Below are 25,299 nucleotides of genomic sequence, written 5' to 3'. Positions count from 1 at the left end.
ATGAAACGCATAATTATCAGTTCATTCACTATAGACATTGCATTCATTGAGTATCAAAGAAGTTACGCAAAGGTATGGCCAATCACTTTTGCTCTGTTGAGCGGCTATACCGATGCCTATATGAAGCACACTCAAGTTTGTAATCGCCATCTGATGCCAACCACATCAGCGGGCTGTGTCGCGAAAAGACGAGCGTCGATCCTTTGACCGAAATTCTGGAACAACTCGTCAACTTCATAGGTGACAATCCGTCTCTGGCCGGAATCATCTGTTTTGCCGCCGCCATGGGCGAAGCCTTGTTCATCATCGGCCTGGTCGTTCCCAGTACAGTTGTTCTGGTGGGTGCAGGAACCCTCATTGGCCTTGGCAAGCTGGATGGCCCATCAATCTTCGCATGGACGGTCATGGGCGCCGTTGTCGGCGACGCCGTGTCTTACTGGTTTGGCTATTTCTACAAGGATCAGGTTCGCAAACTCTGGCCCTTGTCAAAATATTCCAGCCTGATGGATCGTGGTGAGGCTTTCTTCAAACTCCACGGTGGCAAGAGCGTCTTCATTGGGCGCTTTGTTCCCGGCGTAAAATCCGTCGTACCCGGCATTGCAGGTATGGTCGGCATGAATGCGACGAAATTCACAATCATAAACATCGTCTCGGCCATCGCCTGGGCCATTGCCCATATTGGCCCTGGCGTAATCGCCGGAACAGCCCTGAGCGCCATTGGTGAAGTGAGTGGACGATTGGCTCTGGTGTTGGGCGGATTCCTGCTTGTTTCCTTCGTCACCATTATGCTTGGACGTTGGCTGATCCTGATTATTCTACCCCTGTTTCCCAATGCCCACGCAGCCACCGCTGACTGGTTTGCCCGTCGACCAGATAGAATATCCCAGTGGATCGCGCAGACATTCGACCCCCTGCAGCCCCGGTCTGTCGGAATGCTCGTTTCAGCACTTCTGCTGCTGGTCACCATGCCATTGTTCTTCTGGTTCATGGGAGAAATCGCCCCCGGTGAACCCATGGTAAGGGCCGACATTGCAATCTTGAACATGTTTGAGAGCTTGCGTACGCCAGTCGGTGATCATGTCATGGCGTTGATCACAACACTGGGCGACGGCGTTGTCGTCGCTCTGATGTCTGCGACCGTTGCCATTTATCTCTTCATCCGGAAGGCATGGCGGCGCGCAACAGGCTTCATCATCGCCATGTCCGGGACAGCTTTATTCGTGCCGCTCATCAAGGCACTGCTGGAACGCTCCCGCCCGATGGATCTCTATTCTGGTGCGGACGCTTTCAGCTTTCCCAGTGGCCATGCGACACTGAACACCGTGCTTTTCGGCATCTGCGCCGTCCTGATCGCACACAACCGCAGCCGCTGGGCCAAAGCTGGCATCTTCACGGTCACCGCAGGTTATGTGATCGCAATCGGCTTCTCCCGGGTCTATCTGGGAGCCCACTGGACGTCGGATGTTCTTGCCGGCTTCCTGTTTGGCACGGCCATGGTTGCCGCTTTTGCCTTCGTCTTTGGACCGATTCACAACGAGAAGATTGGTCGCCTGACATTGGCTGCCATTGTCGTCGGCGGCTTGGCCACCTTCGGCAGTTTGCATGTGGTCACTCATATTGATACGGCGCTGGCAACCTATAAACCGCGCAGTGAGCGAGAGGTTTTGACGTCCAACGCCTGGATGACATTTGGCTGGAAGCAACTGCCTCACCAGCGTATCGAACTGAACGGAAACACCAAGGAACCGCTTGTCATTCAATATGCGGGTGATCTGGGCCGCTTTGCCGCGTCTTTAGCTGCAGACGGCTGGAAGCCAGCCCCTGAATGGTCTCTCAGATCAGCGACGGGTTTTGTCGTCGGCAAAACACCCGCAGAGAATTTTCCGGCTCTGCCACGCACCCAGAATGGCCGCCAGCCTGCGCTCATCCTGATCAAAAACGACCCGACTGAAGCTCCGGGCAGCAGTCGCTGGATCCTCCGCCTCTGGCCGAGCAGCTATGAAATACTGCACTCTGGCACTTTCCTGACGCTCTATACCGGTAGCGTCCTTCACGAAGAGATCATGCGTCCCATGGGTGAATTCTCCGGACCGAAAATCGACCGCCAAGCGCCACCGGAAGCGGAAAATCCAGCCCGTCTTTTGCCAGGGGCCGTCACGCAGAGCCGTGAAAACGGAACACAGGTCGTACTCGCCCTTGATCCTGTCACCGCCGCGTCTCAGACACCAGCGGCTCCACAGGACAAGCAACTCGAAATGCCGAAGCCCGGGCCTCGTAAAAAGTAGAATTCACACCGACATGCCCTGCCTCAAGTGTCATTTGAACCTCATTGATGGCTCAGTGACGTTGAAGCCGTTCCTGGATCGCCATTCATTCAGGCGAGCAAGGCAGGAACCACTGTTGGCTCCTCATTGGGCGGGTCCGGAATTTTACATATTGTCTCATCACGTGAAAATTAATATATTCAAATTATTGAATATATTGTAGGGGAAACAATGACCGAGTTTACTCCAATACTATCCATGCTGGGTGGCGCACTGATTGGCGTTGCAGTTGTTGCGCTAATGGCAATACAGGGAAGAATCGCAGGCATCACTGGCATCGTCAGTGGTTTGCTCACTTCGCCCATGTCCAACGACTGGGCCTGGCGGGCTGCCTTCATTCTCGGCATGGTCGTCGCCCCTGTGGGGATCGCGATCGCAACCGGAAACATGCCTCAAATCAGCATTCCGGTCAGTCCGTTAATGCTTGCCGTTGGCGGCTTTATTGTCGGCGTCGGAACGTCTCTGGGGTCCGGCTGCACCAGCGGTCACGGCGTTTGCGGACTGGCTCGGTTTTCAGCCCGTTCGCTCGTAGCCACACTCATCTTTATGGCAACCGGCCTTGCGACCGTGTTCATTATTCGTCACGTGATTGGAGTTTGAAGACAATGCTCAAAACACTCTCAGCCTTCATCATTGGACTCATCTTTGGTACAGGGATCATCCTGTCCGGCATGGCCAACCCTGCCAAAGTCTTGAATTTCTTCGACGTTTATGGAACTTGGGATCCAAGCCTGATGTTCGTCATGGGAGGGGCCCTCGTGGTCACAACCATTGGCTACCGACTTGTTTTCCAAATGAACCATCCGCTGCTTGAGAGTGGGTTTTCCTTACCGGCTCGTAAGGACATCGACGGCAAGTTGATCCTTGGCGCTGCAACCTTCGGCATAGGTTGGGGCCTCAGCGGCTTTTGCCCCGGCGGTCTCATTCCTGCGCTTGGTCTCGGTTCCATAGAGCCGCTCTACGCAGCAGCCGGGATAATCACTGGAATACTTGCTTTCCGACTTGTCACCCAATCGCGCCTGAACCAACCTGCTACATAATTCATGAAATTGTTCTGACGTGCTGCTTCTGAAAGGAAGATGAAAATGCCTGCCACGCTCTTTCCTGTCGATCTGTCGATCAAACCCAATGTGACTGCCTTTTTTGACGCTGCGACCAACACCATAAGCTACGTCGTGGCCGACCCTGCCTCAAAGGCATGTGCGGTCATCGACTGCGTCATGGACATGGATTATGCCGCTGGCCGGATCACCTATGATCATGCAGATCGGATGATTGACTTCATCACCCAGCAAGGCCTTACGCTCGAATGGCTGATTGAAACTCATGTCCACGCCGATCACCTTTCTGCAGCGCCCTACATCCAGGGCAAACTGGGCGGCAAACTGGGCATCGGTGAGAAAATCACCGTCATTCAGGACACATTCGGTAAGGTCTTCAACGAAGGCACAGAGTTCCAGCGCGACGGCAGTCAATTCGACCAGCTGTTCGCCGATGGGGACAGCTATGACATTGGCAACTTGAAAGCCTTCACAATCTACACACCCGGCCATACCCCCGCTTGCATGGTTCACGTCATCGGCAACGCTGCTTTCGTCGGCGACACCCTGTTCATGCCGGATGGCGGATCTGCCCGTGCTGATTTTCCCGGCGGGGATGCTGGCGTTTTGTATGATTCCATTCAGAAAGTTCTCAGCCTGCCCGACGAGATGCGCCTGTTCATGTGCCATGACTACGGCCCCAATGGCCGCGACATCAAATGGGAAACCACGGTTGGCGATGAAAAGGCCCATAACATCCACATCGGAGGTGGCAAAACGAGAGATGAATTCGTCAAATTCCGCACAGAGCGCGATGCTCAGCTGGCCATGCCCAAACTGATCATCCCGTCGCTACAAATCAACATGCGTGCAGGCAAGCTTCCGCCAGAGGACGACAGCGGCAAACGGTTTCTCAAGGTTCCGCTCAACGGGCTTTAGATGATGATCTGGACAAAATCACAGAGATCATGAAACTCTGGGGACCGTCCATCCGGTCCGCATACTTTTGAAGATACCCGACACAGGCTCCCATGACATATTTAATGCGTTTTCTACCTATTCTGACGTGGGGGCGAACCTATGACCGGGAGACAGCAACCAGCGACCTCATAGCTGCGGTGATCGTCACAATTATGCTGATACCCCAATCCCTTGCTTATGCACTACTTGCGGGCCTACCGCCGGAAGTCGGTCTTTATGCTTCGATTTTACCTCTGGTCGCCTACACAATTTTCGGAACCAGCCGCGCGCTGGCTGTCGGGCCTGTGGCCGTTGTATCCCTGATGACCGCCTCGGCTGTCGGGGAGTTTGCACAACAGGGAACAGCAGAATATCTGGGCGCGGCCATTGCTCTGGCCTTTATCTCCGGCATCATGCTGATGGCCATGGGGTTCTTCAGGCTGGGCTTCCTGGCCAATCTTCTGAGCCACCCGGTGATTTCCGGCTTTATCACAGCCTCAGGCCTCCTGATTGCCTCAAGCCAGCTCAAGCATATTATCGGCATCTCTGCGAGTGGGCATAATCTCTATGATATTCTCACTTCGATTGGGTCCAATCTGGGCAACACAAACCTGATTACCCTGGTCATCGGATTGACAGCGACGGGTTTTTTATTCTGGGTACGCAAGGGTTTGAAGAAACAACTGCTGGGCATTGGTGTGAAGCCATTCCTAGCTGACATCCTCACCAAATCCGGACCTATCGCCGCCGTTTTTGTAACAACAGCCGTCGCGGCTGTCTTCGACCTGGCGTCCAGAGATGTCCGCCTAGTTGGCGACATTCCCTCCGGCCTGCCCCTTCCCCATATACCTAGCTTCGACAGTGCACTTTGGCTGCAGCTCGCACCTGCCGCCTTGCTGATTTCTGTCATAGGATTCGTAGAATCCGTTTCAGTGGCACAAACATTGGCGGCCAAAAAGCGCCAGCGCATTGTTCCCGACCAGGAGTTGATCGGCCTTGGCGCCTCAAACATCGCCTCGGCCATTTCGGGTGGCTATCCGGTGACGGGCGGATTTTCCAGGTCAGTCGTCAACTTCGACGCTGGTGCTGCAACACCTGCAGCTGGCGCATTTACTGCTGTCGGCATCGCTGTCGCGACGTTGTTTTTTACGCCCCTGTTGAGCCACCTGCCGCAAGCAACCCTTGCTGCCACGATTATCATCGCGGTTCTGTCTTTGGTGGATTTAGGTGCCATTAAACGCACCTATGCCTATTCCAAGAGCGACTTTACCGCGATGGCCGCAACCATCATTGTCACGCTGTTCCTTGGCGTGGAGCAAGGTGTGGTGACCGGCGTTGCCTTTTCCATAGCGCTTTATCTATACCGCTCCAGCCGTCCCCATATGGCAATCGTTGGCGTGGTGCCCGGCACCGAGCATTTCCGAAATGTTGATCGGCATAAGGTGGCTACCGGCTCTCGCGTTCTGACCCTGCGCGTGGATGAAAGTCTGTTCTTTGCCAACAGTCGATACCTCGAAGACCGCATCTATGCACTGGTCGCAGAGCGGCCCGAGATTGAGCACATTGTCCTGATGTGCCCAGCGGTGAACTCTATTGATGCAAGCGCGTTGGAAAGTCTGGAAGAAATCAACCACCGACTGTCAGACAGCGGGGTCGACTTCCACCTGTCCGAGGTGAAGGGCCCTGTGATGGACCGCTTGCAACGTACAGACTTTGTGGCGCATCTGAGCGGAAAGGTGTTTCTCAGCCAATATGACGCCCTGTGCGAACTGGACCCGCTGACAGCCCATATCTCAGAATCACACACACCGAAAAAAGCCGCCAGATCTGACATTTGGGATGGCCCCGAAATCTGAGGACAGGTCAATCCGCCCTTGCAGAGCCCAGCTCTGCCCGGCACTCTGCGTCAATGTGTTCAGACCCTCCTAGTTCCACACGCCTTTTAAGCCGACTGAAGCATGGTGACAGCGGACGGTTGATCGTCGTTTTTTCGCAAGTACGTGTGCCTAAAGGGAAATTTGGCCTGGAACGTCTGTTTGAGACGACCCGGCACAGCTGTCTGTTTCTCAATGACACATCAAATGGCTGGTATTTGGGCCTGAATGCGAAGATTGATGCACTTGTGTCATCTGCTGTTGCTGAGACGACCTCGGAGCAGGTGATCTACTACGGATCCTCGATGGGCGGATATGGGGCGCTGGTCACGGGTTTGGCGCGCAAGGATGGCGATATACATGCCTTCGGGCCGGAGCTGCGTCCAGGGCGCCCGGGCTTTCAAAGCACCGCTTATGGTTTGTCAGCGGACGATACAGAGCTGTTTCAGTTCAGCTGCATTTCATCGCCTTCACCTCATGCAGTGCATCTTTATTTTGGCTGTTTCGACGCTGTTGATGCAGCCAACGCAGTGTTTGCGGCAGAAGATCTTTCCTGGGCCAACATCCATCTCCTGCGCTCCTCACACGCCAGCCATGACCACCTTTACTCACTCAACATCATTCGCAGAATTATTCGAACCTTCAATCGCGACCCATCAGCGGAATTGCGATCCAAGAGCCTGATTGCCGGAGCTGCACGCGACAACCTGAGACGCTTTGGGGCATTGGGAGAAGCCCTTTCATCCGGGATTGACGTAGACCCTACAGAAATCGCCGATTTGCCCGATTACCCGAGCAACCCTGGCAACCCTGGCAACCCTGGCATGATGCGTCTTGCAGCGGAGGCACACGCAGCAAGAGGTGATACCACCTCTGCGCTAAGGGAAATGCAGGCCGCTCAAGATATGATCCAGAATGACCCCGTCCTCATGACATTGCCAAAACGCTGGCGCAAGGAATTCCCGCTGAGGCGCGTGCACTGGCTGTTGGGCGGCGGGCGCGAGGATGAAGCTCGTGAATTGCTGGCAGAGACATGCCGTCAGTTTCCCGTCGACGATACTATTCGTTTTCTGGCGATGAAGCTTGGGCTTAAACTCGATGGCTAGGCCACCGCCCCAGTGTCTTTGAGAGCTATTTGGAAAAGCAGTTCTGTCCGGATAAGCGCTTTGTTGCAGCCAAATGAGGTGGTTTTCGTGCCCTAGAGTCTTAAAATCGAGATTGAATGAGAGACTGAGTAACCGGATCAATCGGCTGGCAGAACCGGAAGTATTTCGGAGGGTGTTCGCCTGCCTGCAACTCGAGCCCGTCAGAACCGTGGGTGCGGACGGTTACAAGATCAAGCGATTCCCCGCCAGAGACGAGGTGGCAATCAATGGCTGCACGCTGTGCTTTTGTTGCACGCTGTTCCGCGCCATAGACCATGCATATTCGATCAGGCGTTTCAAGCAAACCTCGAAAAACGGCAAGGACAGAACCAGACTTGCTTCGATCAATCGTTTTGAGATTGTCACAAGACAGGGTGTCCATGGCCCAAATGCCTTGGGCAAAATCAGCAAAACGCAAATCAAGAACCTTACGTTCCAACAATGGAGCACTGCTGTGAACTCTCACGACACGATCTCCCTTGCCCGCATGTACCAAGCCTGCCGGTGCAAAGCTCAGTGTCAGAGCCAGCAATCCAGTTCCCAAAGCCCGTTTCACGCCCAATTTCTCCCTTTGTCGGATTTTCGACATTTATGTGGCTACCCTATGGGAAGATCTACATTAACTGCAACATATTTGCTGCAAGGCATAGACACACAATAGGCACCTACCCACTCAGAGCAAACAAATGGGCCAACCTTAATCTTCCCTAACACGGTCAAATTACTTGATCCAACCTCATTAAATTTTGCGAATAATCCTCTTGAAAATCATGAACAAATACGGAACTAATCGAGAATGAATGAAAAATCCAACTCTCCTGGCAAGCGTATATCCCTGGATGATCCGTTAACAGACGGTCGTCAATCCGAGACAGCCCTCAAGATCTGGAAAGGGGCAGCCCGTCTGCTACGGTCCCTGAATTTTGCATGTCTGTCTGAAGTAACGCTCGCTTCAGGCCGCCGGGCTGATTTGATAGCTCTGGGTCCCAAACACGAACTCTGGATCATTGAAATCAAGTCTTCCGTTGCAGACTTTCGCGCAGACACCAAATGGCCAGAGTATCGGCAACATTGCGATCGGTTGTTTTTCGCAACACACCCCGACGTTCCGGACAACATCTTCCCAGAAGACGCCGGCCTGATCATCGCAGATGGCTTCGGAGCTGATATTCTGCGTGATGCGCCGGAACATAAATTGCAAGCAGCAACACGAAAAGCCGTCACCCTGTGTTTTGCCAGGCACGGCGCGCAAAGGCTTCACGATCTGTATGACCCTGGCAAAAAGCGCTCCTACCAGGGCATCAAGCCAGATTAGTCAGGTTCATTCCCGCTAGCGCCGAACCTTCGCCACATCCTCCATGATCGAGCGTGACCAGGCTATGGCATCCTCGCGGCACAGGCGATCGAACATGATCTGCCACCGGTCACGGCGTTCCTCCAACGGCATGGTAATCGCAGTTTGAAGTCCGGCGGCGACCTCTTCGGCTGAATGCGGATTGACGATGACCGCTTCCTTCATGCCTTCAGCTGCTCCAGCAAAGCGCGAAAGAACCAAAACGCCCGGATCTTCGGCCCGCTGTGCGGCGATATATTCCTTTGCCACCAGGTTCATGCCATCGCGCAAAGGTGTCACCAACCCAACACGACTGGCCCGATAGATACCAGCCAGAACCCGCCGGGTAAAAGACCGGGTCATGAAACGAATCGGGGTCCAATCCAAGTCGGCAAACCGGCCATTGATATGGCCAATCAGCTCATCAAGTTCCCGGCGAATGTCGATATAAGCGTCAAGTTCTGCCCGCGACGGGGGCGCGACCTGCATCAAGGCAACGCGTCCACGGTTTTCCGGGTAATCTTCCAGAAGGCGTTCAAACGCCCGAAACCTCTCTGGCAAACCCTTGGAATAATCGATCCGGTCGACGCCGATAATCTGTTGCCGCCCCCCAAGTAATCTCTCCAACCGAGAGATGTTCTTGCGCGCATCCGGTGCCATTGGGAACTTCGAAAACGCTTCCGCATCGATCCCGATCGGATAGGCCCGCGCGACAACCTGCCGCCCGTCGACATCAAGACGCCCTTCGCCTAGATCGTTGCCGCCCAGTTCCTCAACAACGAAGCGGCGAAAGTTGTCCGCGTCACGCTCTGTCTGGAAACCGATCAGATCATAGGCAAGCATCGCCCTGACGATTGAGCCGGCATTCGGCAAAGCCGCGAGAACTTCGGGTGCCGGAAAGGGGATATGCAGGAAAAAGGCAATGGGATTGTTCACATCCATCGCGCGGAGGTTCGCTGCAAACGTCAGGAAATGATAATCATGCACCCAGATGACATCGTCATCTTTCAACTGAGGCCGTAGCCGAGTTGCAAACCTGTCGTTGACATGTCTGTAACCCTGCTCATAGCGCCTATCAAAGACAGCCAGATCCAAACGATAATGAAGGATCGGCCACAGTGTCCGATTGGCATAACCTGCATAGAAATCATCATAATCCGCCTGGGTCAGATCAAGCTGGATCATCTGGATCTTGCGAGTCTTTTGCGTCTTCAGCTGGCCAAATGTGCCTTCTTCGGAGATATCGCCAGACCAGCCGAACCAGATCCCTCCCGTCTGGGTCAGTGCATCAACGAGCGCAACAGCCAAACCGCCAGCCCGTCCCGTATCCTTCAGTGGTCCCACACGATTCGATACGACAACAAGCCGACCCATTTGGCATCCTCCCATGTTTTATTTGGCGCATGGCCGCGTGACGCGCCCATGCGAAATCTACTTTCATTGAAACAGCCCGCTTTAAATTCAGACCACTGCAAGCGGCCTAGATAACCTTCTCCCACCCAGCACTCAGGCGAACTGCCCCGTTGATGATCCCGACCATGGAATAGGTCTGGGGGAAGTTACCCCAGAGCTCACCCGTTGCAGGAGTGGTGTCTTCCGACAACAGCCCGACATGGTTGCGGCAGGACAGCATGGTCTCGTAGATTTCCCGGGCTTCGTCCTTACGCCCGATCCGGGCGAGCGCATCAATGTACCAGAAGGTACAAATGTTGAATGCATTCTCCGGAGCGCCGAAATCATCTGCCGCATGATAGCGGAAAAGGTGATTGCCGCGCCGAAGCGTCTCGCCAATCTTGTCAACCGTCGCAATGAACCTTGGATCATCGGCCGGCAAGAAGCCGACTTCGGCCATCAGCAAGAGACTTGCATCAAGATCATTGCCCTCAAAGCTCTCAACAAACGCGCCTTTTTGCTCGTTCCAACCACGTTGGCAAATAACCAAGTGAATTTTGGCCGCACGCTCTCGCCAATATTCAGCACGATCAGACAACCCGAAGTTCTGACCAATCTTCGCAAGGCGGTCGCAGGCGGCCCAACACATCAGCGAGGACGACGTGTGAACACGGGCACGAGTTCTCAGTTCCCAAATACCTGCATCGGGCTGATCATGCATGGCGAATGCCCGCTCGCCCACTTGCTCAAGGCGCTGAAAGTCGTCAAGCCCTGGCTGATGCAACAAGCGCTTGTCAAAGAAGGCTTGTGATGCCCCCAGCACGATCTGGCCGTAGACGTCATGCTGGAAATGCTCATAGGCCTGGTTGCCAACCCTGACCGGGCCATTGCCGCGATATCCTGGAAGATCAACGAACTCTTCAACGATGCTCTCTTCCAAACCGATGCCAAACAACGGCTGAACATGGCCTCCCTGATTAACCGAAGCGATGTTGTTGAGATAACGAAGGTAATTCTCCATCGTCTCCATTTCGGATAGAGAATTTAGGGCCCGAACGACGAAGAACGCATCCCTGATCCAGCAATACCGGTAATCCCAGTTCCGCTCGGATCCAGCGGCTTCGGGAATGGATGTGGTCGTGGCCGCAATGATCGCACCGGTTTCTTCATAGGTACACAGCTTCAACGTTATGGCAGCCCGAATAACGGCTTCCTGATACTCCAGCGGCAGACCCAGGCGACGGGTCCAGTGCTTCCAGTAGGTCTCTGTGTTTTCCTCAAAATCCCGGCACAAGCGATCCGGATGGTCCGTCAGGGATTCGTCCGGGCCGAGATAGAACGACATCGGGCCATCCAGAAGGAAGGGGGTCTCGTCACGTATATAGGTGACCGACCCGTTGGTGGTCATGCGCAAGGTCATCCCGTTGCCGACCCACCGAATATGATTGGAGCCGAATGTAACATCCGGTACGCGCTTGCCCCAGTCAAAGCGAGGGCGACAGCTCACCTTGATACGGGGATGCCCCGAAAGAGGTCTAACCCGGCGCACGATCGCATTTGGCCTGAACATGCGGCCCTGAGTGGTGAATCGAGGCGCAAAATCCGTGATCTCGATGGCATTGCCCCGACCATCAAAAATCCGCGTCTTCACAATGGCCGTGTTCGGAACATATTCCTGTTCACTGCGCACCGCGCCATTCAGCTCGATATTGAAGGCGCCATCACCTTCTTCGCCTCGTGTCCCCAAAAGAGAATGGAAGACCGGATCTCCATCAAACCGGGGCAAACAGCACCAGACGAGGGATCCCATCATATCGATCAACCCTGCATAGGAGCAGTTTCCGATCATCGCGAGATTGAGAGATGGTTCCAGTTTTACTGGCGGCGTCCACACCATGTTTTAAATCTCCGAAACAGTCAAAACTCCCGCCAACCATTCATGGACGGCAGCCACATTTTCGAGGCGATGGAGCGCGCAACTCTCCCCATCTCCCACCTTAATTCCAATCCCACCCAAATTTTGGGCTGCGGCAATCCCATCCTCGTCCGTCACATCATCACCAATGAAGACCGGTCGCCGGCCGGTAAACGGCGCATGTTCCAGAAACGCACGCACAGCATATCCCTTGTCGCGAGCACATGGCTTGGCCTCAACCACCATTTTGCCATGAACCAGATGCAGCGCAGACAATCCTTTGACAGCCTCGCTCATCACGGCAACCACATCATTCTCCAACTCAGGCACCGACCGGTAATGCAGCGCAACGGCAGGCCCCTTGTCCTCCAGAAACACACCCTTCGACTGAAGGTTGGAATCTCGCAGGAGTCCTTTGAGAGTCAGAATATCGGGACTGAGTTCATCTCGCAAAACCTCTGCGTTCAAACTCATTCGGTGCTCTAGGCCGTGAAGCCCGGCAGCAGGAAGTTGAAGGGGCGCTAGGAAAGAGTCGATCTGGGCGATGGGGCGTCCCGACACAATCGCCAAGGCCCCATCCAGATAAGTCTGAAGCCCAACAAGTGAAGACAGAACAATTGGAGCGACCTGAACATCCTCTGGTCGCGGCGCAAGGTCGGCTAGCGTTCCGTCGAAGTCGAGAAAAAGAGCCATATCAGGCTCAAGCTGCTGCAGATGCTTCATATCTTATTGTTAGGTGCTGCTGAACGCAGAGGAAAGACGGAAGCGATGAAAATATAGTCTAAAATGGCACAAAGAATAATCAGCAGCAAAACCGCGCACCGACTATACGGTGCGCGGCTTGAGATTTTATACGTAGCGATTGACCACGTTCTCCAGATATTCCTGACGGCCGGACTTGGGCTCAGGATTGATGTTCTCACGCTCGACTTTTGCAGCAATATCCTCAAGCGAGTATTCGCCCCGAAGCATCTTCTGCGCTTCCGGCTGGTTCCAGCCTGCATAGCGTTCGTCCAGCGGGTTCTGCAAAGCGCCGTCTTCGACCATCTTTGCTGCAGCCTTCAAGCCGCGAGCGCAGCAGTCCATCCCACCAATGTGACCATGAAGCAGATCTTCAGCGTCCAGTGACTGGCGACGCAATTTCGCATCAAAGTTGGTGCCACCTGACTTGAAACCGCCAGCCTTGAGGACCTGATAATAAGCCAAAGCCATTTCCGGGACATTGTTCGGAAACTGATCGGTGTCCCAACCGGACTGGTAATCATTCCGGTTCATGTCGATGGAGCCGAAGATGCCGAGCGAGCTGGCCAAAGCCAATTCATGCTCGAATGAATGACCGGCCAGGATCGCATGACCCTGTTCGATATTCATCTGCACCTCCTTTTCAAGTCCGTATTTCTTCAGAAAACCGTAAACAGTCGCGACATCATAGTCGTACTGGTGCTTGGTTGGCTCTTGCGGCTTCGGCTCAACCAGGATTGCGCCTTTGAAACCGATCTTATGCTTGTATTCGACGACCATATGCAGCATGCGCGCCATCTGGTCGAGTTCGCGGGTGAGATCCGTGTTGAGAAGAGTCTCATAACCTTCACGACCGCCCCACAGCACGTAGTTTTCACCACCAAGCTTCATCGTCGCATCCATACAGGTCTTGATGGTCGCAGCGGAGTAAGCAAAGACGTCAGGGTCCGGATTGGTCGATGCACCTGACATGAAGCGGCGGTTGGAGAACAGGTTGGCCGTGCCCCAGAGCAGCTTGACACCGGTTTCTTCCTGCTTCTGCGCGAAATAATCAACAATCTCATTCAGATTGCTGGTGTTCTCGGCGAAGGTCGCTCCTTCCGGGCGCACATCGGCGTCATGGAAACAATAATATGGCGAACCAAGAAGGCTGAACATTTCGAAGGCAACATCGGCCTTCAGTTTCGCCTTGTCCATTTCGCCGTCGAACCATGGGCGGTCAAATGTACGTCCTCCGAAAGGATCGGCGCCTTCCCATGCAAACGAATGCCAATAAGCCACGGCAAAGCGCAGATGGTCTTCCATCCGCTTGCCCATGACGACTTCGTCAGGGTTGTAGAAACGGAACGCCAGCGGATTGGTGCTGTCCGGTCCTTCGTATTTGATCTTTGTAATATCGCCGAAAAATCCGGTGCTCATGGGGTTTTCTCCTTAGAAACCAGCCTCTTTAAGGGCTGGATATAGTTTACGCCAGCGGGCATAGGCTTCCGCATAGGCATCTGTCAGGTCGGGACGGGGTTCAATGCTGGTGCTCATAGGCGGCTTGGAAAAAATGCCTTCAGTTGAACCGACGGCTGCTGCCTGGCCCAGACGGGCCGCGCCTAGAGAGGCCCCAAAGTCGCCATCAGCAGGCACATCCACCACCACATTCAGCAGGCTGGCGATGATTTCGAGCCAGACTTTGGAGCGCGAGCCACCGCCAACAGCAGTTACTCGCTCAACCTTGGTTCCGGCAACTGCCAGCGCCTCCATGCAATCCTTCAACGCGAAAGCAACACCGTCCAGCACAGCATGGGTCAGCGCCCGATTGTCGGTCTCGTGGGAAATTCCGTAAAAACCCGCACGAATCGACACATCATTGTGAGGCGTCCGCTCACCACCAAGATACGGCAGGAACAGCACATCAGAAGGCGCCGACACAGGCCCAAGGGCACCGGTCAGGGTAGACGGTTCCGCGCCTAGCGATTTCGCCAACCAGTTAAGGCTGTCTGTTGCTGACAGGATAACGCCCATCTGGTGCCAGGTATATGGAACCGCATGACAGAACGCATGGACTGCACTTTCAGTATTTGGAGAAAAGCGATCATTGGTCGCAAAGACAACGCCGGACGTTCCGAGTGACACGAAGGCCGAGCCAGGGGCCGTTGCTCCGACGCCACAAGCAGATGCTGCATTATCACCGCCGCCGCCAGCCACAACCGGAGCAGATGTCATACCCCAGCGCTGACAGAGATCCTTGCGCAATTGCCCGGAACTTTCTGAACCTTCAACAAGACGCGGCATGTGGTCCCGCGTCAGACCTGTAGCGTTGAGAAGCTCATCGGACCAATCACGCTTGGCGACATCAAGCCAGAGGGTTCCTGCACTGTCGGACATGTCCCCAACGTGCTCGCCAGTCAGTTGCAAACGGACGTAGTCTTTTGGAAGCAAAACCTTGGCTGTCTTGGAAAAGGTATCCGGTTCGTTCTCACGCACCCACTGAAGCTTTGGCGCAGTAAAGCCGGGCATGACACGGTTGCCGCCCAACGTCAGGAACCCTGGCTCAGCGGCCTCCAGCTCCACGCATTGCTGTGCAGAGCGGCCATCATTCCACAAGATACAGGGACGCAACGGCTTGTCATCAGCCCCCAGCAAGGTTGCCCCATGCATATGGCCAGACAGGCCAATACCTTTGACGGCGGACATTTCCTTTGGCGAAGACTGCGCCAATTCATCCATCGCCGTCTGACAAGCAGTCCACCAGCTCTCCGGGTCCTGTTCGGACCACGACGGGTGTGGCCGCTCAACGGTCAAATCGGCAGTGGCTGAAGCGACCAATCTCTGGTCTTCGTCCAGCAAGATTGCCTTGACCGAGCTTGTCCCGATGTCGAGACCAATAAACATGAGGTACGCCCCTCAAATGAGATTCAGAAAAAAGTGCCAGAGACTTCCCCAAAGGCACTTATTGTTATTCTTCCCTCACCAACTCGTGTCAAGCAAGGGTGATTTCACGTTCAGATGGATCACAAGGCAATCCATCTGAACGGTCAAAGCTCTATACGGAAACGGCGTCTTCAACGAGCGCACCCGGTCCCGGAGTTGCCCCTTCAGGACACTTGCCAAGAATGATCATGCCGAGCACATCATCATCGGTCACATCAGTGGTCTTGGCGCTGCCGACAAGCTGGCCATTCTTCATCACCGCAACACGGTCACAAAGCTGGAAAACATCATGGATGTCATGGCTGATGAGGAAAATGCCCAGGCCCTGCTTTTTCAGCTCCTGAATCAACTCGGCAACCATCTGGGTCTCGTGAACACCCAGCGCAGCCGTCGGTTCATCCATGATCAGGATGCGCGCATTGAAATAGACCGCACGAGCAATCGCCACAGACTGACGTTGACCGCCTGACAGGGCTTTCACAGGAGACTTGAAGTTTTTGAAGTTCGGGTTCAGGCGCCCCATGATCTTGCGGGTCTCCGCCTCCATGGCGTCGTCATTGACGAAACCAAGTTTAGTCGTCAATTCCCGCCCGAGGAACAGATTGGACGCCGCATCAAGATTGTCGGCCAAAGCCAACGTCTGGTAGATGGTTTCGATGTTGTGGGCCCGGGCATCGCGGGGACTGTTAATCGCCACCTCCTTGCCATCAACCAAGATATCACCACTGTTTGCCTTGTATGCACCGGACAGTGCCTTGATCAGGGTGGACTTGCCGGCACCATTATGGCCAAGAAGGCCAACAACCTCACCAGGGTAAAGATCGACAGAGACGTGGTCGACAGCATGCACTCCACCAAAGGAGACGCAGATGTCTTTCATTTCAACCAGGGGAGTTGTCATCGGATCAGGCTCCCGTGCGCTTGCGATAAAGAATGTCAATAAATACAGCGAATACCAGCACGATCCCGACAACAATGTTCTGAAGCGGCGCATCAACGCCGACCATAGCCATGCCAGATTGCAGGGATTGCATGATCAAGGCCCCCAGGATCGCACCATAGATCGTTCCAACACCGCCGGACAGCGCCGTGCCACCAATCACTGCCGCAGCAATGACACGCAATTCGTCAAGTGTACCGATATCATTGGTCGAGAAACCAAGGCGCGCTGCAGCAACCGCTCCAGCAAGGGCGCAAAGACCTCCCATCAAGGCAAAAACCTTGACGGTCAGGAGGCGGGTATTGATGCCGGACAGTTCCGCAGCATCAGGATTTCCGCCCGTCGCGAAGATATAGCGCCCCAACCGAGTCCGTTGCGCAACAACCGTCATGATGATGGCGACTGCGATCAACAGCACGACCGAATAGGGAATGCCGTAGCCCATTGTGAGGCCATCAGGCAGCACATCGCCATTGGCAGCGAAGATCCGCTTCAATCGGGCAGTGGGAATGTTATAGGCATTCAGCGTTCCAACAAAACCCAGGATCGAGATAGCAACTAGGCCAGAAATCGTCAGCTCAGCCCAAAGTGGTTTGATCGGAAACCCGTGAGATTCTTTGCGCTTGCGCGACACATATTGCATGGCAAGGGATGCCGCCACAGCGAGTATACCAAATATCCAGGACCAGGTTTCACCGAGTGTGCCGCCGATACCACCAATTTTGGTGAATGTCTCATCAAGCGGGCCAATCGTCTGCCCATCGGTGATAAACCACGCAGTGTTCCGCCAAACCAGCAACCCGCCAAGGGTCACGATAAAGGCCGGAATACCGAGGTAGCCGACCATCCATCCCTGGAATGCACCAATCAAAACGCCAACGATCATGCCCGCAAGAATAGACAAGATCCAGATTGACGGATGCCCAAGGCCAAGCCCGAGAACATTCGGCAGAAAGTCGGTCTGCGCAACCGCCATCACCGCTGCCACAGTCGCGAGCAGAGACCCGACCGACAGATCAATGTGACGGGTGACAATGACGAACACCATACCGGTTGCCATGATCGCGACCGAAACAGTCTGAATGGTAAGATTGAAGACATTACGAGGGGTCAGAAACCGGCCATCTGTAAACCCGTTGAACACCAAACACAGCACAACAAATGCACCGATCATGCCCAGTAGGCGAGTGTCCAGCTGCAACGCGGAAAAGAGGCTGCGGGCTGTCGGGGGATTTGACCCGGACAGGGCGTCATCGGACATGGGGTAAACTCCTGCTTGGAGATTGGTCACACGCACATAGTCCCGAAGCTATTTCCGGGAGGCCGTTCTGTCCAAGCGTTCAGTCATCAGAAACGGGCGAGAAGATTACCCCGATTCAAGACCGGGGTAATCCTAGCGTGTAGTTTTAGTTACAAGGAGCCGGGCCGTTGGAAACGCCCTGGCAAAGTGCATCCTGTGTGATCCAGCCAGCATCAACGACAGCCGTAAGGTTGTCCTTGGTGATTGGCATTGGAGCCAGGAAGCGAGCGGTCAGCTCTGTGCCTGCAGGAGATGTCCAGGCGCCAGCACCTTCGATATCGGTCATCTCTGCACCGTTAGCCAAAGCCGCAGCAATCGTTCCGGCAGCCTTGCCGAGTTCACGTGCGTCTTTCCATACGGACACAGTCTGGGTGCCGCGAGCAACACGGTTCAAAGCGGCGTGATCACCATCCTGGCCAGACACCGGAATACCGTCCATGCCCTGAGCAGCAAGAGCTGCAACAACACCGCCGGCTGTGCCGTCGTTGGAAGCCACAACAGCGTCAACCTTGTTGTCCTGAGCTGTCAGGATCTGTTCCATGTTGCGCTGAGCATTCGCAGGCAACCAGCCATCTGTATAGGCTTCAGCAACGATCTTGACCTTGCCGCTGTCGATAGCAGGCTGAAGAACTTCCTGCTGACCACCGCGCAGGAAATCTGCGTTTGGATCGGTCGGGGAGCCCTTGATCATCACGTAGTTGCCTTCAGGAGCAGCTGCCAGAACGGCACGTGCCTGCATGCGGCCAACTTCGACGTTGTCGAATGTCAGATAGAAAGCGCGCGGATCTTCGATCAGGCGATCATAGCCAACAACCGGAATGCCTTCATCAGCAGCAGCCTGAACTGCAGGGCCGATAGCCTGAGCGTCCTGCGCAAGAATGATAAGTGCATTTGCACCCTGTGCGATCAGGGCTTCAACGTCTGAGAGCTGCTTTGCAGAAGAGCTCTGAGCATCGGCAGAAATGTAACTTGCACCAGCAGCTTCAAGAGCGCCCTTGATTGCAGCTTCATCTGTCTTCCAGCGTTCTTCCTGAAAGTTGGACCAGCTCACACCAACAACAACATCTTCAGCATGTGCAAGGTTCACAGCAGTGGCGGACATCAGCACGCCAGCCAGTACGGAAGCAATTTTACGCATAATAGTTTCCTCCTGTAGACACGGAACCAGCGTACTGGTCGCGTCCGGAACTTCATCCCAAGAAGCTTGTCCAGCTCCCACATCGACACCTTTATCATTATTTTTTTCGATGTCCGAAAAAAAGTTGCTCCAAAGCATCGCTCCTGTCAACATGGTTTTGTAAAACTGTCACGTAAGACGCAATGATGGCAGAAAACAAACGAAATACCCGGAAAATCGGGACGTAGGGGAAACACCTTTCAGGGAAGCTCGGGAGAGAATGGCGAGGAAAGCAGACCGGGATCAAATCCGGCGACAAAATAGAACCATCATATTGCAAACGTTACGTCGTAATGGACCGCAGGCCAGAATTGACCTTGGGCATTTTACAAAATTAAGCCCGGCAACAGTCACAACCATTACATCTGATCTGCTTGATCAAAACCTTATTGAAGGTCTGGAGAGCGACGAGCCGAAGACACATCTGTCACGCGGCCGCCCACGGTCGCTGCTGCGCCTCAACCCATTTGCAGCCTATGTGATCAGCATCCGAATATCGGTCAATATCATCGATATGGCGCTTGCAAACTTTGCAGGCGAAACGGTTCAGACCAAGCGAATCACCTTCGACAGCTCAATCGCTGACAACGACAATTTCCCTAACATCCTGATCAACGGCATTCAGTCTTTCACTGAAGAAGCAAACCTGCTGCCGGAACAGATCCGCGAAATCGCGGTTGCCGCACAAGGGGTGGTAGAGCTCGGCAATGGCCTTGTAGTCTGGAGCCCCGCCTTCAAGGGTCGAAAGATTCCCATCACCCAGCCGCTTCAAGCTGCGTTCAATGCCCGTTGCACCCTGTCGAACGACACCAATATGATCACCGAGGCGCTGCATTGGTCAGACCCGGAAAAATACAGTGGAACCTTCGCGGTTGTGATGCTCGACTATGGCGTCGGGATGGGTCTTTATCTCGATGATCATCTGTTTGCCGGTGCCAGCGGCACTGCAGCCGAATTCGGCCATTCAAATCATATTCCAGGTGGAGCCCTGTGCCGTTGTGGCAAACGCGGCTGCATGGAAGCCTATCTGTCCGATTATGCCTTGATCCGATCTGCCTCTCATCTTCCAGAGGATACAGACCCGAAAGAGATCAAGGCTGGTGTTACCGGCCTTAAAGCCTTGATTGAAAGGGCCGTCGATAGTGATCCTGATGCACTAGAAGCCTTTGAAAAAGCCGGCCGTGTACTTGGCTATGGTCTGGCGCGACTGCTGGCGATCATTGATCCCAGAAGAATTGTACTAACCGGCGCCGGAATGCGCGCTTTCGATTATCTGGAGGCAGGCATGCACGCTGGCCTTCAGGAGGCACTGGTCGCTGATTTAAGACAGAATTTCGTTATCGACGTCATGCCCTGGAATGAGGATTTCATACGCAGAGGACTGATTGCACAAGCGATGGAACGCTTGGATATGGACTACACAGGCCCCGCGTGTCCCTCACCTCAGGCTCAAGTTTCAATCAATCGACCAGAGGTGATGGCATGATAGCTGAACATCGCAAAGGTCTAAGCCCGAAAACGCTTGCTGCAACTCTCGTATTCATCACAGCAACGGCAGCCCCCTCTTTGGCGGATGCCCAGGTCAAAACCGAAATTGCCCCCTGGGACGAGCGTGTCCTGACTGAGCAGCTCGATTTCAACGATCTGGCAAAACGCAAAGACCTGGAAACCAGTGATCTGATAGAGAGCGGCCAGCGCATTTTTGAAGGCAAATACGCAGCCTCAGATGGCGCAGGGCGACCCAACGCGACCCAGGCCATCGTTCCAACCAAACGAAGACGGCCGGCACCGCATATGTTCCAACGTCTGGCAGGCCTTGATTCAAACTCATGCGCATCATGCCACAATGCCCCGATAACCGGTGGTGCAGGTGATTTCACTGCAAATGTCTTCGTCTCGGAAGGCTTCGAGAGTGCAGACTTCGATACGATTGACCCACAGTTTTCCAATGAACGCGGCACCAATGCCTTGCAAGGCGCAGGATTGCTGGAGCTGCTGGCAAGGGAAATGACCGCAGCATTGCGCGCACAGCGTAGTCAGGTTCTCGCGGATGCTCGTAACACCGGAGCACAGGCAACGATTGCGCTCAACGCGAAAGGCGTTTCTTTCGGGACGCTAACGGCCTCGCCAGACGGAACGTTGGATATTTCGGCCCTCGACGGCATTGATGATGATCTCACAGTGCGCCCCTTCGGCCAGAAGGGGGTCTTTGCCTCCCTACGCCAATTCACAGTCAACGCCCTAAACCATCACCACGGTCTGCAGGCAACCGAGCGATTTGGCGCGCTTTGGACCGGGACAAATGATTTCGACGGCGACAAAGTGACCAATGAAGTCGGACCGGGCCAAGTTTCCGCCCTTGTGGCGTGGCAGGCTACACTGCCGGCTCCGACACGGACAACGGACCTGCCAGAGGTCTGGCAAGCCGCAGCAACAGAAGGCGAAGTTCGTTTCTCAGAGATTGGTTGCGCCGAGTGCCACCGGCCTACGCTGCCTTTGGACAGTCTGATTTTTCGAGACCCAAATCCTTATGACAATGCCGGAACTCTGCGGCCCACGGATGTAGACGCGCCCATTGAACTGGATCTCTCAAAGCTCGATTGGGTTCAATCGCTGCCCAAGGATGAGCAGGGCCGGACACTGGTCCCGCTGTTTGGCGACCTAAAACGACACAAGATCGCTGATGCGGCCCGTGACACGCTCGGGAACGAACTGCTGGGCCAGCGCTTTGTGGCTCGCGATGTCTTCATCACCGCGGAGCTTTGGGGCATCGGCAGCACCGCGCCTTATGGCCACCGGGGTGATTTGACCACACTAGATGAGATCATCGAGGCCCATGGCGGCGAGGCGACGACCGCGCGCAAATCCTATTCAGGGCTGCCAGATCACGACAAACAAACGATCATCGCCTTTCTGCGTAGCCTGGAGATCAGTAAATGAGCCGCAAGACACTGAAGCTGGCCAGGCTGATCACAACCGGCGCACTTACTCTGGCTGGAGGTCAATTCGCGCAAGCCCAAGAAAGCGAACGGCCTTCATCCCTTGCCCCAGTGCCAACGTTCGTCGAGGAGGCTGCAACGGCAGGCCTTGATCACACATACGGGGGCCCCTGGGAGTTTTTCGTCGGTGGTGGCGTCGCTATTTTCGACTGCAATGCCGATCGGCGGCCGGATCTGTTCATTGCAGGCGGCAAGGAAGAAGCTGGGCTTTATACAAACCAAAGCCCAACCGGTGGTGCGTTGTCATTTGAAAAAATAGACAGCGGTTTGAGCGAGCGGCACGAGAAAAACATTCTCGGAGCCTATCCACTCGATTTTGATAATGATGGCATTATGGACATTGCCGTTCTGCGCCTTGGCGAGAACCTTCTGCTGAAAGGCATGGGCGAATGCCGATTTGAGACAGCTAACCGAGCACTCGGTTTTGACGGTGGCAGAGAGTGGAGCACAGCGTTTTCTGCGGTTTGGGAAGCCGGCGCGACCTATCCGACACTTGCCTTTGGCAATTATGTCGACCGCTCTGCCCCCGGTTCTCCATGGGGCACCTGCAGCGACAATTTCCTGTTTCGGCCACAAGACGGTGGTCGGCTGGATTATTCTGAGAACATCAGACTCAGCCCCGGATATTGCACGCTCTCCATCCTGTTCACCGACTGGAACCGCTCCGGCGAACAAGCCCTGCGGGTGTCCAATGACAGGCATTACTATCGAGGCGGCGAAGAGCAACTCTGGGCGCTGCCTCCCGGACGACCGCCCCGCCCTTACAGGCGAGCAGACGGTTGGAGACATTTGAAAATATGGGGCATGGGGATTGCGTCCATTGATCTCAATGTCGATGGCTACCCGGAATTTGCCCTGACTAGCATGGGCGACACCAAATTGCAGATGCTGGACGATGAAACCAATGAAGCCCTGCCGGTCTACCGAGACATCGCCTTTGACAGGGGCCTTACGGCCCACCGACCCTATACGGGCACGGATTTGCGTCCTTCAACCGGCTGGCATTCTGAATTCCAGGACGTCAACAACGATACCCTTTGGGATCTCTTCATCGCCAAGGGCAACGTCGAAGCCATGCCTGATTTTGCCGCATTTGACCCAGACAATCTGTTGTTGGGACAGTGGGATGACAAGTTTGTCGAAGTGGGTGACCTAGCTGGAATCGACCTGGATCGTCGGGGCCGCGGAGCGGGCCTTGCAGATTTCAACATGGACGGATTGCTTGATTTGATCGTCATCAATCGATCTTCCCCGGTCAGCCTGTTCCGAAATGTCGGAGCAGGCACAGCTGAAGAACCACGCCCTCTCGGCAATTGGCTCGCCGTCGAAATCGCGCAGCCAGGCAAAGCCAATGGCCATGCTGTTGGTGCCAAAGTCAGCGTGAAAATCGGCAATAAAACCATCGTTCGGGATGTTCAGATCGGGGCAGGACATGCTTCCGGACAGGCCGGGTTCCTCCATTTCGGACTTGGTGTTTCAGAGCGGGCACAGGTGCGGATCCGCTGGCCGGACGGCGACTGGAGCCACAGCTACAGAACATTCGCCAACACCTATGTTCTGATTGAACGCGGCTCGGAGAAAGCACGACTCTGGTTTCCAGAATAAACCCGCGGACTGGAGAGGCCGATGCACATAAAAAAGGGCGCTCCAAGGAGCGCCCTTTGCATTCTTGTTCGAGGATCAGTGACCCTGGACCTTGATGATGATCAAAGCTTGTCAGTCACAACCGTTGTGGTTGCGCCTTCGGGGGCTTTCGTGATCACAGGATCGGAACCGCCGGATAACAGCGAGTTCACAGTCCGCTGATAGGCGTCCATATCAAGTATGCCATCGGAACCGTCAACCAGCTTGTTGATTTCGCCAACCATCCGAACCTGATGCTTTTCGGTCTGAGCACCAGACGCATCGTTCTCGAGAACGATTTCAGCTGCTTCTTCAGGATGCTCTGCTGCATAGGCCCAGCCCTTCATGGAAGCGCGCACGAACCGAGCGTACTTATCGACGTTTTCTTCGTCTTCAAGGCTGCTTTCCAGAACATAAAGGCCATCTTCTAGCGTTGCGACGCCCTGATCTTCATATTTGAAAACAATCAGCTCTTCAGCCGGAAGACCAGCATCAATGATCTGCCAATATTCATTGTAGGTCATTGTAGAGACGCAATCTGCCTGCTTTTGCAGCAGCGGATCAACATTAAAGCCCTGCTTGAGGACAGTCACACCATCCGGTCCACCATCTGTCGACAGGCCAAGCTGACTCATCCATGACAGAAACGGATATTCATTGCCGAAGAACCAAACGCCAAGGGTCTTGCCCTTGAAATCTGCAGGGGATGTGATGCCTGTGTCTTTGCGACAGGTCAGCATCATGCCGGACTTCTTGAATGGCTGCGCGATATTGACGAGCGGCACGCCCTTTTCCCGAGAAGCCAAAGCAGACGGCATCCAGTCAACGATGACATCAGCGCCGCCGCCGACAATCACCTGTGGAGGAGCGATATCCGGTCCGCCTGGCTTGATCGTGACGTCGAGATCTTCAGCTTCGTAAAATCCCTTGTCCTTGGCCACATAGTAGCCTGCGAACTGGCCCTGTGTGACCCACTTCAACTGCAATGTCAGATCATCAGCGGCCTTTGCTGTTCCAGCAACAAGACCGAATGCGAACACTGACGATAGCGCCAGTTTCGTCAAACCTGTGAAAGCCATTCCCCTACTCCTCTTGATGGCCGCCTTTTTGGCTGACCTTTTTAAATTTTGATCCCGGTATCAGCAGGCTACTGGATATGCATTGCCCTCGCTGGATTTATTATCAGCCATTGACAACGTCATGGGCAGCCTCTGCCGCAACCTTAGTGTCAGGATCAGCTCGCTAACTGGAGGACCCGCTTCAGCATTCCCGTTCGAACACAGGACCTGACCATTTGGTCAAGAAAGCCTATGAAACTGGCGCGGTAACGGTCAAGGTCAATTTTTAGCCAACATTGATATTATCCAAGACAGCCTCATGTGCCCTGCTACGCTTCAGCAGCATTCCAATTATCCTGGCTGTTCATAATACTTCCCCTGCACTCTTCCTCTTTTTTGCAACAAAATACCCGCCAACTCATTGAGTTAGCGGGTTTTATATTTGGTTGCGGGGGCAGGATTTGAACCTGCGACCTTCAGGTTATGAGCCTGACGAGCTACCGGGCTGCTCCACCCCGCGTTATATCTTTGGCGCACTGGAAGCTTGAGTTCCTTA

General features: G+C 54.5%; 20 protein-coding genes and 1 tRNA gene. 10 read left to right on the top strand and 11 right to left on the bottom strand.

Annotated elements, in window-relative coordinates; all coding sequences use genetic code 11:
- Nucleotides 1–203 precede the first annotated feature (203 nt).
- From V6575_RS22015 to V6575_RS21990, 6 genes are all read left to right on the top strand, one after another.
- Entirely contained in the window at nucleotides 204–2,285 is a 2,082-nt protein-coding gene (locus V6575_RS22015; protein ID WP_340277525.1) for a bifunctional DedA family/phosphatase PAP2 family protein, read from the top strand.
- A gap of 210 nt (nucleotides 2,286–2,495) precedes the next feature.
- Nucleotides 2,496–2,924: a YeeE/YedE family protein gene (locus V6575_RS22010; RefSeq protein ID WP_340277523.1), complete on the top strand. Its 429-nt coding sequence runs from the start codon at nucleotides 2,496–2,498 to the stop codon at nucleotides 2,922–2,924.
- A gap of 5 nt (nucleotides 2,925–2,929) precedes the next feature.
- Nucleotides 2,930–3,364, top strand: a complete 435-nt coding sequence (locus tag V6575_RS22005) for a DUF6691 family protein (RefSeq protein WP_340277521.1) — start codon at nucleotides 2,930–2,932, stop codon at nucleotides 3,362–3,364.
- Nucleotides 3,365–3,409: 45 nt separating this feature from the next.
- Entirely contained in the window at nucleotides 3,410–4,303 is an 894-nt protein-coding gene (locus V6575_RS22000; protein WP_340277520.1) for an MBL fold metallo-hydrolase, read from the top strand.
- A 92-nt stretch (nucleotides 4,304–4,395) separates the two neighbouring features.
- Entirely contained in the window at nucleotides 4,396–6,180 is a 1,785-nt protein-coding gene (locus V6575_RS21995; protein ID WP_340277518.1) for a SulP family inorganic anion transporter, read from the top strand.
- Between the two features lie 146 nt (nucleotides 6,181–6,326).
- On the top strand, nucleotides 6,327–7,304 hold the full coding sequence (locus V6575_RS21990) for a hypothetical protein (RefSeq protein ID WP_340277516.1): 978 nt from the start codon (nucleotides 6,327–6,329) through the stop codon (nucleotides 7,302–7,304).
- A 100-nt stretch (nucleotides 7,305–7,404) separates the two neighbouring features.
- Here the strand turns inward: V6575_RS21990 and V6575_RS21985 are convergent, their stop codons facing one another.
- Entirely contained in the window at nucleotides 7,405–7,899 is a 495-nt protein-coding gene (locus tag V6575_RS21985; protein WP_340277514.1) for a hypothetical protein, read from the bottom strand.
- A 240-nt stretch (nucleotides 7,900–8,139) separates the two neighbouring features.
- Between V6575_RS21985 and V6575_RS21980 the strand changes: the two genes are divergently transcribed.
- Nucleotides 8,140–8,658 carry an MmcB family DNA repair protein gene (locus V6575_RS21980; RefSeq protein WP_340277512.1) on the top strand — a complete coding sequence of 173 codons (519 nt, stop codon included), beginning with the start codon at nucleotides 8,140–8,142 and terminating at the stop codon, nucleotides 8,656–8,658.
- A gap of 15 nt (nucleotides 8,659–8,673) precedes the next feature.
- On the opposite strand, the gene V6575_RS21975 is transcribed toward V6575_RS21980, so the two are convergent.
- The 8 genes from V6575_RS21975 to xylF form a co-directional block, all read right to left on the bottom strand.
- Nucleotides 8,674–10,050, bottom strand: a complete 1,377-nt coding sequence (locus V6575_RS21975; RefSeq protein ID WP_340277510.1) for an alpha,alpha-trehalose-phosphate synthase (UDP-forming) — start codon at nucleotides 10,048–10,050, stop codon at nucleotides 8,674–8,676.
- A gap of 106 nt (nucleotides 10,051–10,156) precedes the next feature.
- Nucleotides 10,157–11,965 carry a glycoside hydrolase family 15 protein gene (locus tag V6575_RS21970; RefSeq protein WP_340277507.1) on the bottom strand — a complete coding sequence of 603 codons (1,809 nt, stop codon included), beginning with the start codon at nucleotides 11,963–11,965 and terminating at the stop codon, nucleotides 10,157–10,159.
- Nucleotides 11,966–11,968: 3 nt separating this feature from the next.
- Nucleotides 11,969–12,676 (bottom strand): trehalose-phosphatase, encoded by a 708-nt coding sequence (gene otsB, locus V6575_RS21965; protein ID WP_340277505.1) that lies wholly within the window; start codon nucleotides 12,674–12,676, stop codon nucleotides 11,969–11,971.
- Nucleotides 12,677–12,832: 156 nt separating this feature from the next.
- The gene (gene xylA / locus V6575_RS21960) at nucleotides 12,833–14,143 is read right to left on the bottom strand and encodes a xylose isomerase (RefSeq protein WP_340277503.1); all 1,311 of its coding nucleotides are present in this window, start codon (nucleotides 14,141–14,143) and stop codon (nucleotides 12,833–12,835) included.
- Nucleotides 14,144–14,155: 12 nt separating this feature from the next.
- Nucleotides 14,156–15,607, bottom strand: coding sequence for a xylulokinase (gene xylB, locus V6575_RS21955; RefSeq protein WP_340277500.1), 1,452 nt, complete (start codon nucleotides 15,605–15,607; stop codon nucleotides 14,156–14,158).
- A 151-nt stretch (nucleotides 15,608–15,758) separates the two neighbouring features.
- The gene (locus tag V6575_RS21950) at nucleotides 15,759–16,526 is read right to left on the bottom strand and encodes an ATP-binding cassette domain-containing protein (RefSeq protein ID WP_340277542.1); all 768 of its coding nucleotides are present in this window, start codon (nucleotides 16,524–16,526) and stop codon (nucleotides 15,759–15,761) included.
- A 25-nt stretch (nucleotides 16,527–16,551) separates the two neighbouring features.
- Nucleotides 16,552–17,847 (bottom strand): sugar ABC transporter permease, encoded by a 1,296-nt coding sequence (locus V6575_RS21945; RefSeq protein ID WP_340277498.1) that lies wholly within the window; start codon nucleotides 17,845–17,847, stop codon nucleotides 16,552–16,554.
- Nucleotides 17,848–17,992: 145 nt separating this feature from the next.
- Entirely contained in the window at nucleotides 17,993–19,024 is a 1,032-nt protein-coding gene (xylF, locus tag V6575_RS21940) for a D-xylose ABC transporter substrate-binding protein (protein WP_340277497.1), read from the bottom strand.
- 259 nt (nucleotides 19,025–19,283) lie between these two features.
- Between xylF and V6575_RS21935 the strand changes: the two genes are divergently transcribed.
- Genes V6575_RS21935 through V6575_RS21925 form a run of 3 tightly spaced genes read left to right on the top strand, consistent with a single transcriptional unit; the run spans nucleotide 19,284 to nucleotide 23,667 of the window.
- On the top strand, nucleotides 19,284–20,549 hold the full coding sequence (locus V6575_RS21935) for an ROK family protein (protein ID WP_340277496.1): 1,266 nt from the start codon (nucleotides 19,284–19,286) through the stop codon (nucleotides 20,547–20,549).
- Complete coding sequence (locus tag V6575_RS21930) at nucleotides 20,546–22,003, top strand: di-heme oxidoredictase family protein (protein WP_340277495.1); 1,458 nt, start codon at nucleotides 20,546–20,548, stop codon at nucleotides 22,001–22,003. The genes V6575_RS21935 and V6575_RS21930 overlap by 4 nt, the downstream gene beginning before the upstream one ends.
- Nucleotides 22,000–23,667 (top strand): CRTAC1 family protein, encoded by a 1,668-nt coding sequence (locus tag V6575_RS21925; protein WP_340277493.1) that lies wholly within the window; start codon nucleotides 22,000–22,002, stop codon nucleotides 23,665–23,667. Before V6575_RS21930 ends, V6575_RS21925 begins: the two co-directional genes overlap by 4 nt.
- Nucleotides 23,668–23,768: 101 nt before the next feature.
- Here the strand turns inward: V6575_RS21925 and V6575_RS21920 are convergent, their stop codons facing one another.
- Both V6575_RS21920 and V6575_RS21915 read right to left on the bottom strand, forming a co-directional pair.
- The gene (locus V6575_RS21920) at nucleotides 23,769–24,764 is read right to left on the bottom strand and encodes an ABC transporter substrate-binding protein (protein ID WP_340277491.1); all 996 of its coding nucleotides are present in this window, start codon (nucleotides 24,762–24,764) and stop codon (nucleotides 23,769–23,771) included.
- 422 nt (nucleotides 24,765–25,186) lie between these two features.
- A tRNA-Met gene (locus tag V6575_RS21915) sits at nucleotides 25,187–25,263 on the bottom strand.
- Nucleotides 25,264–25,299: the final 36 nt, after the last annotated feature.

Origin of the sequence: Roseibium algae, from assembly GCF_037783265.1 — a bacterium.
Classification (GTDB): domain Bacteria; phylum Pseudomonadota; class Alphaproteobacteria; order Rhizobiales; family Stappiaceae; genus Roseibium; species Roseibium algae.
Note: the sequence above shows the minus strand (reverse complement) of the source record. Positions and strands in the feature narration are given on the sequence as shown.